The sequence below is a fragment of the Janthinobacterium sp. 1L-D-8-B-C4 genome, assembly GCF_057291295.1.
The window spans coordinates 58,760-74,528 of record NZ_JBXAVX010000022.1; the positions used below are offsets into that span (position 1 = coordinate 58,760).

A 15,769-nucleotide genomic window follows, 5' to 3' on the forward strand; every position below is an offset into this window, starting at 1 on the left:
CCTGGCTTTTCCCCACCAGACAGCGAACAGCGGAGACGGTGACATGAAATCGCTCTTCTTCCTGGCTCTCGCCCTTGTTTTCGGCGTCGGCCTGGCGCAATCCGCGCAAAAGTGGCGGTTTTCTTACCAGCCAGTCCAAGGACACTATGTGATCTACGGCGGCGGTCTGGGCGACCTGCTACCGCCCACCAGCAAGGACAAGCAGATTGCTTTCCGGATCGACGGCAAGGCCGCAAAGCAACTGTTCGATGCAATGGGTCCGGACTTGCGCAATACCTGCGGTGTGGAAGATGAAAACCGTTTGCGCCAACGGGCGCACGTGAGCTGCTCTTATCACCCACGCGATGGCCATCATTGCGACTTCGGTTTCGATCTGCTGAGCGGGCACAGCATCGGTGGCTCCATATGCTGAAACGCGCCAGCCTGCTTTTTGCCGCTGTGCTATGCCTGTTGCTGACACACCAAGCTCGTGCGATCTGGAAATATGTCCAAAGGGATTTTTCAGCTTCCTACGCCATTTATGGCGCTTATCTCGATGACGCCGTGCCTCCCGGTGCCGGCGATATAAAGGTCGCCTTTCGTTTGACGAGCACAGCCGCAAAAGACATGTTCGATGCCATCGGCCCCGATCTGCGCGATGGCTGTCCTGACCCACAAATACGCCTGCGCAACCGCGACATGCTGCTGTGCCGCCATCACGCCAAAGATGGCTACCGCTGCGAATTCGGTTTTGATTTATCGACCGGACTCAGTATCGGCGGTTCGATTGGTGGTGCGATGTGCTCCCGGTAAGCCCTTTTACTCTCGCCACGCCGCCTCAAAAACACCCCAAAAAGTAGCAGAATCCTCTCAAAACCAAATTTCCGCACCATTTTCGTGCGAAATCTGCGAAGATAGTTGCCCAAATAACCGTTTACCTCCATGGAATTCTGATGAAATACGCATCTGCTCACGAGTATGTCCAGCATGTCGCCGCACGCAATCCAGGTCAACCCGAGTTTCTGCAAGCCGTCACCGAAGTGATGGAAAGCTTGTGGCCGTTCCTGGAGCAGCATCCGAAATACGCGGAACAAGGCTTGCTGGAACGCTTGATCGAGCCTGAACGCGTAGTGATGTTTCGCGTGTCATGGGTTGACGACCATGGCCAGGTGCAGGTCAACCGCGGCTACCGCATCCAGCACAGCATGGCCATCGGGCCGTACAAGGGCGGCATCCGCTTCCACCCTTCCGTCAATCTGTCGGTGCTGAAATTCCTTGCCTTCGAGCAGACGTTCAAGAATGCGCTGACCACCTTGCCGATGGGTGGCGGCAAGGGTGGCGCGGACTTCGATCCCAAGGGCAAGAGCTCGGGCGAGGTGATGCGCTTTTGCCAGGCGTTTGTCAGTGAACTGTTCCGCCATGTGGGCGCGGACACCGATGTGCCGGCCGGCGATATCGGCGTCGGCGGGCGCGAGATCGGCTATATGGCCGGCATGATGAAAAAGCTCAGCAACCGCGCCGACTGCGTGTTTACCGGCAAGGGCGCCAGCTATGGCGGCTCGCTGATGCGCCCGGAAGCGACTGGCTACGGCACCGTGTATTTTGCCCAGGAAATGCTGAAAACCCGCGGCACCTCGTTCGAAGGCAAGCGCGTGAGCGTCTCCGGTTCGGGCAACGTGGCGCAGTATGCGGTGGAAAAAGCGCTGGCCATGGGCGCCAAGGTGGTGACGGTATCCGATTCGAGCGGCACCATCATCGATGAAGACGGCTTTACCACCGAAAAGCTGGCGACGCTGATGGAAATCAAGAACCATCTGTATGGCCGGGTCAGCGATTACGCCGAACGCACCGGCGTGCGCTTCGAGGCCGGCTTGTCGCCATGGCATGTACCGGTCGATATCGCCCTGCCCTGCGCCACGCAGAACGAACTGACCCTGGACGACGCGCGCACCCTGATCGCCAATGGCGTGCAGTGCGTGGCCGAAGGCGCAAACATGCCGACCACCATCGAAGCGGCCAAGGCGTTCGAGGCTGCTGGAGTGCTGTATGCACCGGGCAAGGCCAGCAATGCGGGTGGCGTGGCGACATCCGGCCTGGAAATGAGCCAGAACGCGGCGCGTCTGTCGTGGCCGCGCGAAGAAGTCGATGCGCGCCTGCTGCAGATCATGCAGGGCATCCATGCGGCCTGCAAGCGCTACGGCACGCGCAGCGACGGCACCGTCAGCTATGTCGATGGCGCCAATATTGCCGGCTTTGTGAAAGTGGCCGATGCGATGCTGGCACAAGGCGTGATTTAACGCCGCCAGTGATTAAGCCCGAAATTTGTCTTTTTTTTTGGGGGGGGGTATCACCTGCGGCCTCACGACACCTGACAAAACCGTAGCGAGCGGAAGAGAGAGGTGGCTAAGAAGCGCAACCGTACTCTAGTACGGTGAGCATCGCAGGCCGCCTATATCGACGCGCAGTAGGTTTGGTCAGGTGTCCTACGTTTCAGGTTTCATCAGGCTTTTGCGGCTGATGGTGCGGCCCGACACCATGAACTCGCCATTGCCCCGGTAATGCAGGGTTTCGGGCAGTTTCGGCGAGGTGGCCACATGCGCTTTCACGCATTCGAAAATGAAGAAGCCGCCCTTGGGGTTGCCCGCTACCTGGGCCAGTTTGCATTCGAAGTTGGCGTAGCATTCGGCGATCAACGGTGCGCCCACCTTGTCGGCTTTTTGCGCCGTCATGCTGAAGGTGGTGAATTTGTCGGTGTCTTCGCCGCTGCAGTTGCCAATCGCCACCACCTGGTCAACCATGTCGGCGGTCGGCAAATTGATCACGCACTCCATGCTGCGCTTGATCATTTCGTAGCTGTGGTTGGCGTCGGAAATAAAGCAGCCCAGCAGCGAGGGCGTGAACTCCATCATCATGTGCCAGCCCATGGTCATGATATCGCTCTCGCCCTTCCAGGTGGAGCTGACCAGCACTACCGGCCCCGGTTCGAGAAAGCGGCGGATATTGTCGACGGGGTAATCTTCTTTATGATAATTTTTCATGGCAGCTCCAGGACTCGTCAGCCTCCAGCATAGCCCAACCGTACACTGGCGGGCGCGCAGCTCAGGCCGTATTCTTGCCATGCATCGCAAATTTTCCCATTTGCTCAAATTGCAACTTAGAATAGACGGATCAACCTTACAAGGAAACCGCCATGCGCCACTTGCTCCTGTTCGCCGCCCTCGTTGCCAGCCCGCTGGTCCATGCTGACGAGCAGGCCCGACCGGTGACAGCCTTCAACGCCATCGATATCCGCGGTCCGATCAGCATCGAGGTGGAATCGGGCAAGGAGCACAGCCTGACTTTGCGCGGCGACCAGAAATTCCTCGGCGGCGTGATCACGGAAGTGGTCAATGGCGAACTGAAGATTTCCATGAAGGACAAGAACATCAAGAAGACCGACGGCGATCCGCGCGTGATCGTTACCATGCCGCAGTTGCGCAAGTTGATCGCCGAGGGTGCCGGCGAAAAGATTCTCACCAAGCTGCATGGCCCCCGCGTCGATATCAGCTACCAGGGTGCCGGACGTTTGCTGGCTGACGGCAAGATCGACTGGCTGCGCCTGAAAGCCCAGGGCGTGGGCGAAGTCGATACCCGTGCCTTGCTGGCAAAAAATGTCGACGTCAACTTCGACGGCATCGGTTCGGTGAAAGTGTATTCCTCGGGCGAACTGAACGCCGTGGTGCGCGGCATGGGCGAACTGGTGTACTACGGCAAGCCAAAGATCGTGCACAAATCGGTGGCCGGCATCGGCAGCGTCAGCGCGGCCAAATAGCCAGGCTGCCGTGCGCCGCGATGTGCAATTTTTACGGACACTTCCATGGATAGCGCCGGCATCGCGCCGGCCCAACCATGGAGCAGACCATGCCCGAAGGACCATCGATCGTCATCCTGCGCGAGCTTGCAGAACCATTTGAAGGCAAGACCATCACGCGTGCCAGTGGCAACAGCAGGACGCTGCCGATGGACGAGCTGGACGGCCAGCCCGTGCTGGCGGTGGCCAGCTGGGGCAAGCATTTCCTGCTGCAACTGGCAGACCGTTCCTTGCGCATTCACTTCCTGCTGTTCGGCAGTTACCGCGTCAACGAGCGCAAGGATGCGGTGCCGCGCTTGCAGCTGAGCTTTGACGATGGCGACGAGCTCAATTTCTACGCCTGCTCCATCAAGGAAATTGGCGCCGACCTCGATGCCGAATACGACTGGCGCGGCGATGTCATGAACGACGCCTGGGACGCGGCGCTGGCGCGCAAAAAGCTGCGCACCCATCCGGCCATGCTGGTGTGCGACGCGCTGCTGGATCAGACCATCTTTGCCGGCGTCGGCAATATTATCAAGAATGAAGTGCTGTTTCGCATCCGCGTCCACCCGCTGTCCACCATCGGCGCCCTGCCCGCGCCCAAGCTGCGTGCGCTGGTGGAACAGGCGCGGCAATACAGTTTTGATTTCCTGGAGTGGAAGAAAGCCGGCACCTTGAAGGCGCACTGGCTGGCGCATGCAAAAACAAGCTGTCCGCGCTGCCATATACCGTTGCACAAGGCAACGCTCGGCAAGACGCAGCGGCGCAGTTTTTTCTGCAACCGTTGCCAGAAACAATATGGTGCTGGCGATGTATCATCGTGAGACAAAAAAACACAAAAGGGAGACTGCATGAGCACTCAAGACAACCCCGCGCCGCTGGTGCTGCGCGACAACGCCGGCGGCCTGGTGACCCTGCGCCTGAACCGGCCGCTGCAATTCAATGCCCTGTCGGAAGCCATGCTGGCCGCGCTGCACGCCGAGCTCGACATCATCGCCGGCCAGCCCGAGGTGCGCTGCGTGGTGCTGGCAGCCGAAGGCAAGGCGTTTTGCGCCGGCCATGATCTGCGCGAAATGCAGGCCACGCCCAGCCTCGACTATTACAAGACGCTGTTTGCGCAATGCTCGCGCGTAATGCGGTCAATACAGGAATTGCCGGTGCCGGTGATTGCGCGCGTGCATGGCATCGCCACGGCCGCCGGTTGCCAGTTGGTAGCCAGCTGCGACCTGGCGGTGGCGGGCGCGTCGGCGCGCTTTGCCGTATCCGGCATCAACGTGGGCCTGTTCTGCGCCACGCCGTCGGTGGCGCTGTCGAGGAATGTGTCGACCAAGCGCGCCTTCGAAATGCTGGTCACGGGCCGCTTTATCGATGCGATCACGGCCGCCGACTGGGGCCTGATCAATACCGCCGTGCCCGACGAAGCGCTGGACGAGCAGGTGGCGCTATTGGCGCAAAGCATCATGGACAAGAGCCCGGCCGCCGTGCGCCATGGCAAGGCGATGTTCTACCGCCAGCGGCAGATGGCGCTGGCCGAGGCCTATGTTTATGCGGGCGAGGTGATGGCGAAAAACATGATGGAGGAAGATGCGCAGGAAGGCGTTGCCGCCTTCCTGGAAAAACGCTCGCCGAACTGGCGAGCGTAAGCTGAAGCTTAGCGGTTTTCCTTCATCTGCTGCTGCGCCGAGACACTGAGTTTATTCAGGTCGTCCTGGCCCAGCATCGGCAGTTGCGACAGCAGGTGCGACAGGGTCGAGCTGCCCTCCATGTCCAGTTCCGACGACTGCACCAGCACCGTGCCGGCGCCCGTGAAGTCGATCTGCTTCTCTTCGCCCGACAGGGTAAAACCGGTCAGCGCGCCGGCCGCCGAGGCCCAGCCCTGCACGTGCGCATAATCGTAATGGTATGACGGGCTGGGGCAATCGGCCCAGCCCAGCACGGCCTGTTCGTCGACCCGGCACGGCAGTTCCAGGAAATGCACCGGGCCGTTCGACGAGGCGATCACCTTGCCGGTGCCGATCATGGTCAGATAGCCGGGCAAGGTCGATTCCTGGCAGACCACGTCCTTGGTGAAACCCAGCAGGTTTTTTGCGCGGATGGTCATGTTGGCGTTGTCGAGGTCGTAGCAGGCCAGGTCGTTGCCGTTGTCGCCCAGTATCAACTGGCCCTGTCCGTTCGCCACCACGAAATGATGCACATACTTGGGCGCGTTGAAGGCGGTGCGCACGATCAGGTCAAGCACGCTGCTGCCCATGGCCTCGAAACGCAGCTCGCCATAAAAGGCGATCATCTTGCCCTTGCGAATAAAGATCTGTTCCTTGACGTCGATCACGTAGGAAAAGCGGTTCAGGTTGTCGTTTTTCGGCAAGGTGGAGGGATTGTAGATCGTCATGGCTTACCTTTCGCTCGCTTGGATATAGACCGTGCCCTGGCCCGTGAATTTCACCTGGTACGATTCGCCCGAGGCCTGGCCGACAAAGGTTTTCCAGTTCAGGTCGGTCACAATATTCGAACTCAGTTGCCCTGTATGGCCGATATAGGCTTGCGGGTCGACAAACACCGGCACGTCGTGCGTGACGGGCAGGCCGATGGTGTTGCCGTCGGACAGAATCGCCACTTCGCCGGTGCCCTGCAAGGTGGTGGTAAACAAGCCCTGGCCCGACACCGCGCCGCGCACCACGCCCTGGATGCCGCCCTGGTTGCCCAAGAACATGGTGCCGGCCGTCAGGCGCGCGTCGAACGCCAGCAGGGTGTCGCTTTCCACGTACAAGGTTTCGCCGCGCACGGGAATAATGGTGACGAACAGGCCAGCGTGCGCGTAATACACGCTGCCGCTGCCCTTGGCCGCCATCATGGCGTAGCCTTCGTTGGTGACGGCGCGCATGGCCAGGCTTTGCACGCCCTGACCCGCCAGGAAGGAGCGGCTGAACTGCACGTCGCCCTGGTAGGACACCATGGCGCCCTTGCGCGCGAACACTTCTTCGTTGCTGAGTTTGACCTCAAGCATTTTTTCATTGATCTGCTGATAAACCGGCATCGCGTGGCTCCTGGCTGCTTAACGTTCGGCGGGCTGGATATACACCACGCCCTGGCCGGTGAATTTGTGCTGGTAGGACTCGCCCGAGCTTTGCCCTATCATCGTGCGCCAGTTGACGTCGAACACGAACTCCTGGCGGATATCGCCCTTGAAGCCGACAAAGGCATCCGGGTCTACGCGCAAGGGGGTCGACGGCGTCACTTCCAGCATGATCAGGTTGCCCTGCGAAATGACGGCGATATTGCCGCTGCCTTCCACCGTGGTGGAAAACAGGCCCTGGCCCGAGCTGGCGCCGCGCAGGCCGGCAAAGCTGGTGCCGGTTTTGAGGCTGGTGTCGTAGGCCAGCAGGCTGCTGCTTTCGATGGTCAGCTTTTCGCCGGCCAGCGCCAGCACCGTGATCTCGAACGCATTGTGCGCGAAGAACACGGTGCCGTTGCCGGACGCCTGCATCAGCTGCATGCCCTCGTTCGTCACCTTGCGCTTGAGCGCGCCAAAGATGCCTTCGCCACCGAGCAGGGATTTTTCAAACTTGATGCTGCCCGTGTAGGCGACCATGGCGCCGGCGATCGCCAGCACTTTTTCGTCCTGCAGGCGCACTTCGAGCAGGCGGTCGGTATTGTTGCGGAAACTGGTCACTGGCGATTCCTCTGAAATGCCACGCACTGGCGCCATGGCTGAATAACAAGTTAACAAGAATCAACAAGATACCGTTGCCTTTGCCGTCATGCAAGCGCTATTCCTATCGTACGCGGCTGCCGCCCCTGGCTCAGCGCTGCAGCGGCAGATGACTATGCTTGAGCTGGCGCAGCACAAAGCTCGACTTGCTGTGGCGGATGCCGGGAATCTTGTACAGCCGCTCGCGCAGCAGCCGCTCGTAGTCGCGCGTGTCGCTGACCGCAATGCGCAGATAATAATCATAGTCGCCCGACACCAGGAACGCTTCCAGCACTTCGGGGATCAGCGCCAGCGCATGGCCGAATTCGAACAGCGCCTGGTCGGAATGGTCGTCCAGCGTGACTTGCACGATGACCGTGTCGGCCAGGCCGACCTTGGCGGCATTGACCTGCACCGTATAGCCTTCGATCACGCCGTCTTCCTCCATGCGCTTGATGCGGGCCCAGCAGGGTGAAGACGTCAGACCCACCTGGCTGCTCAGTTCCTGCAGGCTGATGCGCGCGTCCTGCTGCAGGGCGGCCAGGATGGCCAGGTCGAATTTGTCCAGTTTCATTTCGCACTTTCAGTATTTGACAGCAAATTTTGCTTTATTTCTTATTTTAATCGAGAAAATCAGCAGCCTTTTCTGTGCCTGGCCGCAGAAAATAAGGCATGCAAACACAACACTCAACTCTTCCCGCCGCCAATGGCGCCAGCGTGCTGCTCGACACCCTGCTGGCGCTCGGCATCGATACCGTTTTTGGCTATCCGGGCGGCGCCGTGCTGCCGCTGTACGACGCGCTGCATGCACAGCCGCGCCTGCGCCATGTGCTGGTGCGCCACGAGCAGGCGGCCGTGCACGCGGCCGAAGGCTATGCGCGCAGCACCGGCCGGCCCGGCGTGGTGTTTGTCACGTCCGGCCCCGGCATGAGCAATACCACCACCGGCCTGCTCGACGCCCTGTGCGACTCGATCCCAGTACTCTGCATCAGCGGCCAGGTGGCGACCACGGCGATTGGCACGAACGCCTTCCAGGAATGCGATGCGCTCGGCATTTCTCGCCCGGTCACCAAATGGAACCGGCAGATCCGCACGGTGGACGAAACGGCGGCGGTGGTGCAGGAAGCCTATGCGCAAGCAACGCAGGGCCGGCCCGGGCCCGTATTGATCGATTTCCCCAAGGACTTGCAACTGGCGCAAGTCACAGCCGCGACTTTGCCTGCACTCGCCGCAGCCACGCCGCGCTTGCCCGACAGTGCCGATATTGAAGAGGCGATGCGGCTGATCGCCAGCGCGCGCCAGCCCGTGTTCTATGGCGGTGGCGGCCTGATCAATTCCGGCGAGGCCGCCTGCGCCAGCTTCCGCGCGCTGGTCGACCTGGCCGGCGCGCCGTGCACCCTGACCCTGCTGGGCCTGGGCGCCTATCCGGCGTCGAGTCCGCGCTTTCTCGGCATGCTGGGCATGCATGGCACTTTGGAAGCGAACCTGGCCATGCACCATGCGGACCTGGTGGTGTGCGTGGGCGCGCGTTTCGATGACCGGGTCACGGGCAAGCTTGATGGTTTCTGCCCCGGTGCAAAGGTGATCCATGTCGATATCGACCCCGCCTCGATCAACAAGGTGGTGCGCGCCGATGTGGCCCTGCGCGGCGACTGCGCGCCGGTGCTGGCGGCCTTGCTGGAACGACTGCGCGGACGCGCCCTGCCCGGCCTGGCGCCATGGTGGCAGCGCATCGAACACTGGCGCGCGCAGCAATCGCTGGGGTTCGACGATACTTCCGAGGTAATCGCGCCACAGGCCTTGATGCAAAGGCTGCAGGCGGCGCTGATCGGCCAGGACGCCATCGTCTCGACCGATGTCGGCCAGCACCAGATGTGGGCCGCCCAGCATTTGCGCTTCGAGCGGCCCGGGCGATGGCTGACCTCCGGCGGCGCCGGCACCATGGGCTATGGCTTGCCGGCCGCCATCGGCGCGCAGGTCGCACATCCTGGCAAACGCGTGGTCTGCGTCAGCGGCGACGCCTCGATCCTGATGAATATCCAGGAGCTGGCCACCGCCGTGCAACACCGCCTGCCGGTCAAAGTGGTGCTGTCGAACAATGGCTACATGGGCATGGTGCGGCAATGGCAGGAGCTGATCCACGGCGGGCGCTACAGCCACAGCTACACGGAGGCGCTGCCCGACTTTGTTGCCCTGGCGCGCGCGTTTGGCTGGCAGGCCAATACGGTCGAACGACGCGAAGACCTCGACGCGGCGCTGGCCGAGTGCATGGCGTCCAGCGGCCCGTACTTTCTCGATGTGCGCGTGCATGGCGAAGAAAACTGCTTTCCCATGATGGCGCCGGGTGCGGGGCATCATCAGATTACTTTGGCAAAAGGAAAAATGTATGTCGAGCGTAGGTCGGGTTAGGTCCGAAGGACCGTAACCCGACAACATTGTTGGCGTCCGTGGTGTTGTCGGGTTACGGCCTGCGGCCTAACCCGACCTACGCCCAAATCCGGTAGATCCAGTAACTTTCGTCATCGCGGCTGGCGCGCGCCAGTTCGGTCGGGCTCAATCCCGTAATCTGGCGCGTCTCGCGGCACAGATGCGCCTGGTCGGCATAACCACCATGGGCGGCCAGGTCGGACCAGGACACCTTGCCTTGCAGCATGGCATCGCGTTCGTCGAGGAACAGCTGTTCGGCGCGGCGCATGCGGTGCAGGGTGCGCATGGGCTGGCCGGCCCAGGTCTTGATGCGGCGCTCGATATTGCGCGCGCCACTGGCCAGGCCGCTGGACGCCGCCTGCACGCCCAGGCGCCGCACCCAGTCGTGAATGGCGCTGGCAGGATGGTCGTCCTGCTGGCGCGCCAGCTGCCAGCGCGGCGCGAGAAAACCTTCCACCAGCGCCACGCGCGCTTCATCGCTGGGCGCGGCCAGCACGGCCTGCGACAGCGTTTGCCATTCGGCATCGAACAGCGCATCAAACGGGCGGAACTGATCCAGCAGCGGCGCCATGGCCACGCCGGTAAGCGCATGCAGCGCGGCCGGATAAAACATCACGATAAAGGAATGCACGGGACCGGGGTTGTAGCTGACCAGCGGATACGAACGGGGGCCTCCAAACAGGGCCGGCGGCATGCGCACGTCAAGCAGGTCCAGCCCCGGCGCGGCCGCCTCCAGCTCGCCCGCCACGGTCCAGGCGATGCTGCACATGGGCGCGGCCGGAAAACGGTTCAGGCGCTGCGCCGGCGGCAACGGCGCGCAGCCGGTGGTGTCGCGCACCAGAAAGGCGCGCACGCAGGAGGCGAGCGCCAGGCGCGGCGGAATCAAGCGCGTAACAGGGGTGGATGCGATAGCCATGACAGCGATTGTAACGAGAATTGGAAGCGCTGCACGATGTCGTATACGTTCAAGACGTGTGCCATCATGCGCGCTACAGTCATGCCATTGTTCGCCGTTCACCGGAGTTTGCCATGCCGCCACTCGACCTCGCCGCCCAACCTGCCGCGCCCGCCGTTCCGCACACCTTGCGCCAGATCCGCCACTTGCCGGGGCCGTTCGCCCTGCCCTTCTTCGGCAACAGCCTGCAGTTGAAGTTGCCGCGCATTCACCGTGACGTGGAAGGCTGGGTACGCCACTATGGCCCCTACATACGCGCCTGGTTTGGCCGCACGCTGGTGCTGGTGGTGGCCGACAGCGATGCCGTTTCCGCCATCCTGCGCGACCGCCCCGACGGCTTTCGCCGCCCGCTGTCGAGCTATATCGTGTCCGAGGAAATGGGCGGCATCCCGGGCCTGTTCCTGGCCGAAGGCAGCGCGTGGCGCAACCAGCGCCGCATGGTGATGGCCGGCATGGCGCCTGGCGCCATCAAGGCTTATTTTCCTGCACTGGTAACGGTGGCGCAGCGCCTGCAGCGGCGCTGGCAGGCCGCCGCCGCGCAAGGCCAGGCGATCGGGCTTGATGGCGATTTGAAGCGCTATACGGTCGACATTATCGCGGGGCTGGCGTTTGGCACCGAGGTCAACACGCTGGAAGCGGGCGAGGACGTGATCCAGCGCCATATGGATGCGATTTTGCCGGCCGTGGCGCGGCGCAGCCTGTCGATGCTGCCCTACTGGCGCTACTTCAAGTTGCCGGCCGACAAGCGCCTGGATCGCGACGTGGCGGCGCTGGACCGGGAGGTGTCGAGCCTGGTGCGCCAGGCGCGTACGCGCATGGAGCAGGACCCGGCGCGCCGCCTGCGTCCGCCCAATCTGCTGGAGGCAATGATTGCCGCCGCCGACGAGAAGAACAGCGGCGTCGACGACCGCGCCGTGGCCGGCAATGTGCTGACCATGCTGCTGGCCGGCGAAGACACCACGGCCAACACGATTTCCTGGATGATTTATTTGCTGCACTGCAATCCCTCTGCCCTGGCCCGGGCGCGCGAGGAAGTGCGCCGGTTGGCGCCCGATGTGGCCGGCTTTACGATCGAGCAGATGGATAGCCTGGACTACCTGGGCGCCTGCGCCAGCGAAGCGATGCGCCTGAAGCCGGTGGCGCCGTTTTTACCGCTCGAAGCACTGCGCGATACGGTGGTGGGCGATGTGGCCGTGCCGGCCGGCAGCGTAGTGTGGTGCGTGCTGCGCCACGATACGCTGTCGGACGCGCATTTTCCCGATGCGCAGGCCTTCAAGCCCGAGCGCTGGCTGAAGCAAGGGCAGGAGGGCCAGGAAGAGCTCAACAACAAGCGCGCCGCGATGCCGTTTGGCTCCGGCCTGCGTACCTGCCCCGGCCGCTATCTGGCGCTGCTGGAAATCAAGATCGCCATGGCCATGCTGCTGGGCGGTTTCGATATCGCCGGCGTCGATACGCCCGATGGCGGCGAGGCGCAGGAACTGATGGGCTTTGTGATGTCGCCGGTAGGCCTGTCGCTGCGGCTGGCGCCGCCGCAGTGATACCATCGGCTTTTATTTAAGCTTGCCACCATCATGAACGACAGCCTGATCGATATTCGCCTGCGTTTGGCCGCCTTTGCGCAAGAGCGCGACTGGGACCAGTTCCATACGCCAAAAAACCTGGCCATGGCGCTGTCGGTGGAAGTGGCCGAACTGGTGGAACATTACCAGTGGCTGCCGACGGGCGTGGACACGGAACTGGACGACGCCAAACGCACCGGCATCCGCCATGAACTGGCCGACGTGCTGATGTACCTGGTGCGCCTGGCCGACAAGAGCGGCGTCGACCTGCATGCGGCAGTGCTGGAAAAGATGGAACTGAACGCGTTGAAATACCCGGCCGGGCAGGTGCGCGGCGACGCCCGCAAATATTCCGAATACTAGCCAGGCCGCCCATCCGTGCGTGGCCGATGCGCGAATCGGCGTAGCATCATGTCATGCGTATTCCATTCATTCTCCTTTTCGCGGCCCTGTTGCCGTGTGCGCCAGCCTTGGCGCAGACCGATGCCGTGCAGCAAGTCAAGGTCGGCGCCACGCGCGATCCGGTCGACAAGTCCTATCGCAAGATGATGCAGGGCGTGGACCGCTTCGAGCGCGACCGTGCGCTGGCGCCGCAGGCCAGCCTGCGTTTTCGCCTGCTGCCGCGCCAGCCTGGCGTCGACATGCAGGGCGTGAAATTGCGCATCGCCGGCGACACCGTCAGCGTGCCGCTGCCCTTGTCTGAGGATAATAGTTTCGCCCCCGTGCGCAATGCACAGGCGTTGCGCGAAGACGCGGTGCTGATCGCCAACCGCAAGGCCACCACCATGAGCTGGCGCGCCCAAGTCATCACGCCGGGCTTGCCCCCTGGCACGCGGCGCCTCGGCGACTTGCGCCTGGAATGCCGGGCCGGCATGGATTCCGGCCTGATCTCGAACGATCCGGCCATTATTTCCTGGCTGTCGAGCATGCTGTACAGTACCGACAAGGTCTGCGCCGAACCGGATGGCAATTACCTGTTCTTTACCGACCGCCCCTTGCTGGGCGTGACGCTGGTGCACGGCGAACGCCGCCTGGCCCTGCCCTTCAAGATGCTGTATGCGGGTGGCGAACAGACCCCCGCTTCGCTGCCCTACTGCGACTGCCAGGTGTTGCTGGATCGCAGCTACTACGCGCCGCTATGGGACAAGAGCTGGCCAGACGATACCCTGCTGGAGTTCGATTACATGGATGAGGTGGCGTCATGAAGTGGCTGATGTTTCCACTGCTGCTGTCACTGGCCGCCTGCTCCGGCACGCGCGCCCTGCAAGCGAGCAAATCCGTGCCGCAAGCCACGCTGGAGCAAACGGTGCAGGTCGGCAGCAGCACCCGTGAACAGGTGCGCGCCGCGCTCGGTGAGAGCACTTCGATACGTTTCGATAGCGGCAACGAGGTGTGGATGTATACCTATCCGGATGGTTCGGACGGAGGAGGGGAATTTGTGATTCTGTTTGGCGCGGATGGGGTGGTGAAGAAGGTGCGCAGGGGTGGGATTTATCAGGTGAAGAAGTAAGCTTTCGGCCCGCAGCAGAGAGCCGGGGTCAGACCCGCCGGGGGAATAAGTCCCAATGGGACTTATTCCGATCGCGAAGCGACTGACCCCAGATTTTTGCTGTAGCCAAGAATCAATTTAACGCGCTGCCAGCGCTCTTACCGCACCACCACTCGCCCTGCGCCTCGGCGACGGCTTTAGCTTGAACACGAACATCGACTTGGCCACGCTGTCGGTGCGCTGCGCCAGGTTGGTGGCGGCGGCCGCCGCCTGTTCGACCAGCGCCGCATTCTGCTGCGTGATGCCGTCCATGTGGATCACGGCCTGGTTGACCTGGCCGATGCCCTGGTTCTGCTCGCGCGTGGTCGACGAGATCTCGTCCATCACTTCCGTCACGCGGGCCACCGAGGCGATCACCTCCTGCATGGTGGCGCCGGCATTGCTGGTCAGCACGGTGCCGGCATTGACGGTGGCGATCGAATGGTCGATCAGATGTTTGACTTCCTTGGCGGCGGTGGCCGAACGCTGGGCCAGGCTGCGCACTTCGCCAGCCACCACCGCAAAGCCACGGCCGTGTTCGCCAGCGCGCGCCGCCTCGACGGCGGCATTCAAGGCCAGGATATTGGTCTGGAAGGCGATACCGTCGATCAGGCCGATAATGTCGAGAATCTTCCGCGACGAACCGCTGATTTCATCCATGGTGCTGACCACTTCCGTGACGATCGCGCCGCCTTTCGCGGCCACGGCGGACGCCTGCACCGCCAGGTCATTGGCGGTGGCCACATGATCGGCGCTGCTCTGCACGGTAGACGTCAGTTCTTCCATGCTGGCGGCTGTCTGCTCCAGGCTGGACGCCTGCGATTCGGTGCGGCTGGACAAGTCCATATTGCCGGTCGCGATCTCGGCCGTGGTAACGCGGATATCCTCAAAATTGGCGCGTACGTCGCCGATAATGCTGTGCAAGTTGATATTGGTCTGGCGCAAGGCTGCCATCAGCTGGCCCATGTCGTCGTCGCGCACCTTGTCGATCACGCCCGTCAGGTCGCCACCGGCCATCTTGCGCGCCACCAACACCGCCTCGCTCAGCGGCTGCACCACCGAGTTGTGCAGATAGGCCCAGAATACCAGCATGATCACCGACGCCATGGCGGCCAGCGCAATCAGCCAGCCGCGCGTGGCGGCATGGGTGTCGCTGTCGATATTCCAGACGGCGCCAGCCAGTACGGCCATGGAAACGCAGAAGAAGATGGCGTTGACGGCCATGCCCTGTGACAAGCTGGGCTGGCTCAGGGCTTTCAACATGGCGCCCAGGCCCTGGCCGACCACCCGGCCATTGCGAATCGCCAGCTTCGCTTCGTTGCCGTCCTTGAAGCCCTTGTACAACGCGGTCGCCTCGGCCACCTGCTCGCGCGTGGGCTTGGTGCGCACCGACATGTAGCCGACCGGACGGCCATTTTCGATCACCGGCGTGATATTGGCCAGCACCCAGTAGAAGTCACCATTCTTGCAGCGGTTCTTGACCATGCCGGTCCACGGCATGCCGCTCTGGATGGTGCTCCACAGGTCGGCAAACGCTTCGGCAGGCATATCGGGATGGCGCAAGATATTCTGGGGCGCACCGATCAATTCATTTTCCGAAAAGCCACTGACCTCAATAAAATACTGATTGGCATAATTGATGTTTCCCTGTAAATCCGTGGTGGAAACAATTGTCATGCCTTCATTGAGAATAGTTTCTTTTTGCGTGACGGGCATATTCAAGCGCATTCTCGCTCCTTTGTTTTTGTAAATAGCATAGCAAAATTATAAAAACAATATACCACATCAAGCCTCGCGCCCA

At 62.0% G+C, this 15,769-nt stretch carries 18 protein-coding genes; 11 read left to right on the forward strand and 7 right to left on the reverse strand.

Going from position 1 to position 15,769, the window contains the following annotated elements; translation table 11 throughout:
- Positions 1–43: 43 nt before the first annotated feature.
- From AC0Z42_RS27810 to gdhA, 3 genes are all read left to right on the forward strand, one after another.
- Positions 44–412, forward strand: coding sequence for a hypothetical protein (locus AC0Z42_RS27810; protein ID WP_485471303.1), 369 nt, complete (start codon positions 44–46; stop codon positions 410–412).
- Positions 406–792 (forward strand): hypothetical protein, encoded by a 387-nt coding sequence (locus AC0Z42_RS27815; protein WP_485471304.1) that lies wholly within the window; start codon positions 406–408, stop codon positions 790–792. Before AC0Z42_RS27810 ends, AC0Z42_RS27815 begins: the two co-directional genes overlap by 7 nt.
- Before the next feature lie 140 nt (positions 793–932).
- Positions 933–2,276 (forward strand): NADP-specific glutamate dehydrogenase, encoded by a 1,344-nt coding sequence (gene gdhA, locus AC0Z42_RS27820; RefSeq protein WP_485471305.1) that lies wholly within the window; start codon positions 933–935, stop codon positions 2,274–2,276.
- A gap of 186 nt (positions 2,277–2,462) precedes the next feature.
- Here gdhA and AC0Z42_RS27825 read toward each other — a convergent pair whose 3' ends face one another.
- Positions 2,463–3,017, reverse strand: coding sequence for a flavin reductase family protein (locus AC0Z42_RS27825; protein WP_485471306.1), 555 nt, complete (start codon positions 3,015–3,017; stop codon positions 2,463–2,465).
- Between the two features lie 152 nt (positions 3,018–3,169).
- On the opposite strand from AC0Z42_RS27825, the gene AC0Z42_RS27830 reads away from it, so the two are divergent.
- From AC0Z42_RS27830 to AC0Z42_RS27840, 3 genes are all read left to right on the forward strand, one after another.
- The gene (locus AC0Z42_RS27830) at positions 3,170–3,790 is read left to right on the forward strand and encodes a head GIN domain-containing protein (protein ID WP_485471307.1); all 621 of its coding nucleotides are present in this window, start codon (positions 3,170–3,172) and stop codon (positions 3,788–3,790) included.
- Between the two features lie 89 nt (positions 3,791–3,879).
- On the forward strand, positions 3,880–4,635 hold the full coding sequence (locus AC0Z42_RS27835) for a DNA-formamidopyrimidine glycosylase family protein (protein ID WP_485471308.1): 756 nt from the start codon (positions 3,880–3,882) through the stop codon (positions 4,633–4,635).
- Positions 4,636–4,662: 27 nt separating this feature from the next.
- The gene (locus AC0Z42_RS27840; protein ID WP_485471309.1) at positions 4,663–5,454 is read left to right on the forward strand and encodes an enoyl-CoA hydratase; all 792 of its coding nucleotides are present in this window, start codon (positions 4,663–4,665) and stop codon (positions 5,452–5,454) included.
- 8 nt (positions 5,455–5,462) lie between these two features.
- Here the strand turns inward: AC0Z42_RS27840 and AC0Z42_RS27845 are convergent, their stop codons facing one another.
- The 4 genes from AC0Z42_RS27845 to AC0Z42_RS27860 form a co-directional block, all read right to left on the reverse strand.
- Positions 5,463–6,200 (reverse strand): AIM24 family protein, encoded by a 738-nt coding sequence (locus AC0Z42_RS27845; protein ID WP_485471310.1) that lies wholly within the window; start codon positions 6,198–6,200, stop codon positions 5,463–5,465.
- 3 nt (positions 6,201–6,203) lie between these two features.
- The gene (locus AC0Z42_RS27850) at positions 6,204–6,845 is read right to left on the reverse strand and encodes an AIM24 family protein (protein WP_485471311.1); all 642 of its coding nucleotides are present in this window, start codon (positions 6,843–6,845) and stop codon (positions 6,204–6,206) included.
- Between the two features lie 18 nt (positions 6,846–6,863).
- Entirely contained in the window at positions 6,864–7,481 is a 618-nt protein-coding gene (locus tag AC0Z42_RS27855) for an AIM24 family protein (protein WP_308923715.1), read from the reverse strand.
- A gap of 130 nt (positions 7,482–7,611) precedes the next feature.
- Positions 7,612–8,073: an Lrp/AsnC family transcriptional regulator gene (locus AC0Z42_RS27860; RefSeq protein WP_065310010.1), complete on the reverse strand. Its 462-nt coding sequence runs from the start codon at positions 8,071–8,073 to the stop codon at positions 7,612–7,614.
- 98 nt (positions 8,074–8,171) lie between these two features.
- Between AC0Z42_RS27860 and ilvB the strand changes: the two genes are divergently transcribed.
- Complete coding sequence (gene ilvB / locus AC0Z42_RS27865) at positions 8,172–9,908, forward strand: biosynthetic-type acetolactate synthase large subunit (RefSeq protein ID WP_485471312.1); 1,737 nt, start codon at positions 8,172–8,174, stop codon at positions 9,906–9,908.
- Positions 9,909–9,984: 76 nt separating this feature from the next.
- On the opposite strand, the gene AC0Z42_RS27870 is transcribed toward ilvB, so the two are convergent.
- Positions 9,985–10,842: an AraC family transcriptional regulator gene (locus AC0Z42_RS27870; RefSeq protein ID WP_485471313.1), complete on the reverse strand. Its 858-nt coding sequence runs from the start codon at positions 10,840–10,842 to the stop codon at positions 9,985–9,987.
- A gap of 113 nt (positions 10,843–10,955) precedes the next feature.
- Between AC0Z42_RS27870 and AC0Z42_RS27875 the strand changes: the two genes are divergently transcribed.
- From AC0Z42_RS27875 to AC0Z42_RS27890, 4 genes are read left to right on the forward strand one after another with little or no spacing between them, the layout of a single operon-like run.
- On the forward strand, positions 10,956–12,419 hold the full coding sequence (locus AC0Z42_RS27875; RefSeq protein ID WP_485471314.1) for a cytochrome P450: 1,464 nt from the start codon (positions 10,956–10,958) through the stop codon (positions 12,417–12,419).
- Between the two features lie 33 nt (positions 12,420–12,452).
- Entirely contained in the window at positions 12,453–12,803 is a 351-nt protein-coding gene (locus tag AC0Z42_RS27880) for a nucleotide pyrophosphohydrolase (protein WP_485471315.1), read from the forward strand.
- 53 nt (positions 12,804–12,856) lie between these two features.
- A complete protein-coding gene (locus AC0Z42_RS27885) occupies positions 12,857–13,645 on the forward strand; it encodes a hypothetical protein (RefSeq protein ID WP_485471316.1) in 789 nt (262 codons plus the stop codon).
- Complete coding sequence (locus tag AC0Z42_RS27890; protein ID WP_485471317.1) at positions 13,642–13,950, forward strand: hypothetical protein; 309 nt, start codon at positions 13,642–13,644, stop codon at positions 13,948–13,950. Before AC0Z42_RS27885 ends, AC0Z42_RS27890 begins: the two co-directional genes overlap by 4 nt.
- A gap of 117 nt (positions 13,951–14,067) precedes the next feature.
- Here AC0Z42_RS27890 and AC0Z42_RS27895 read toward each other — a convergent pair whose 3' ends face one another.
- On the reverse strand, positions 14,068–15,696 hold the full coding sequence (locus tag AC0Z42_RS27895; RefSeq protein ID WP_485471318.1) for a methyl-accepting chemotaxis protein: 1,629 nt from the start codon (positions 15,694–15,696) through the stop codon (positions 14,068–14,070).
- Positions 15,697–15,769: the final 73 nt, after the last annotated feature.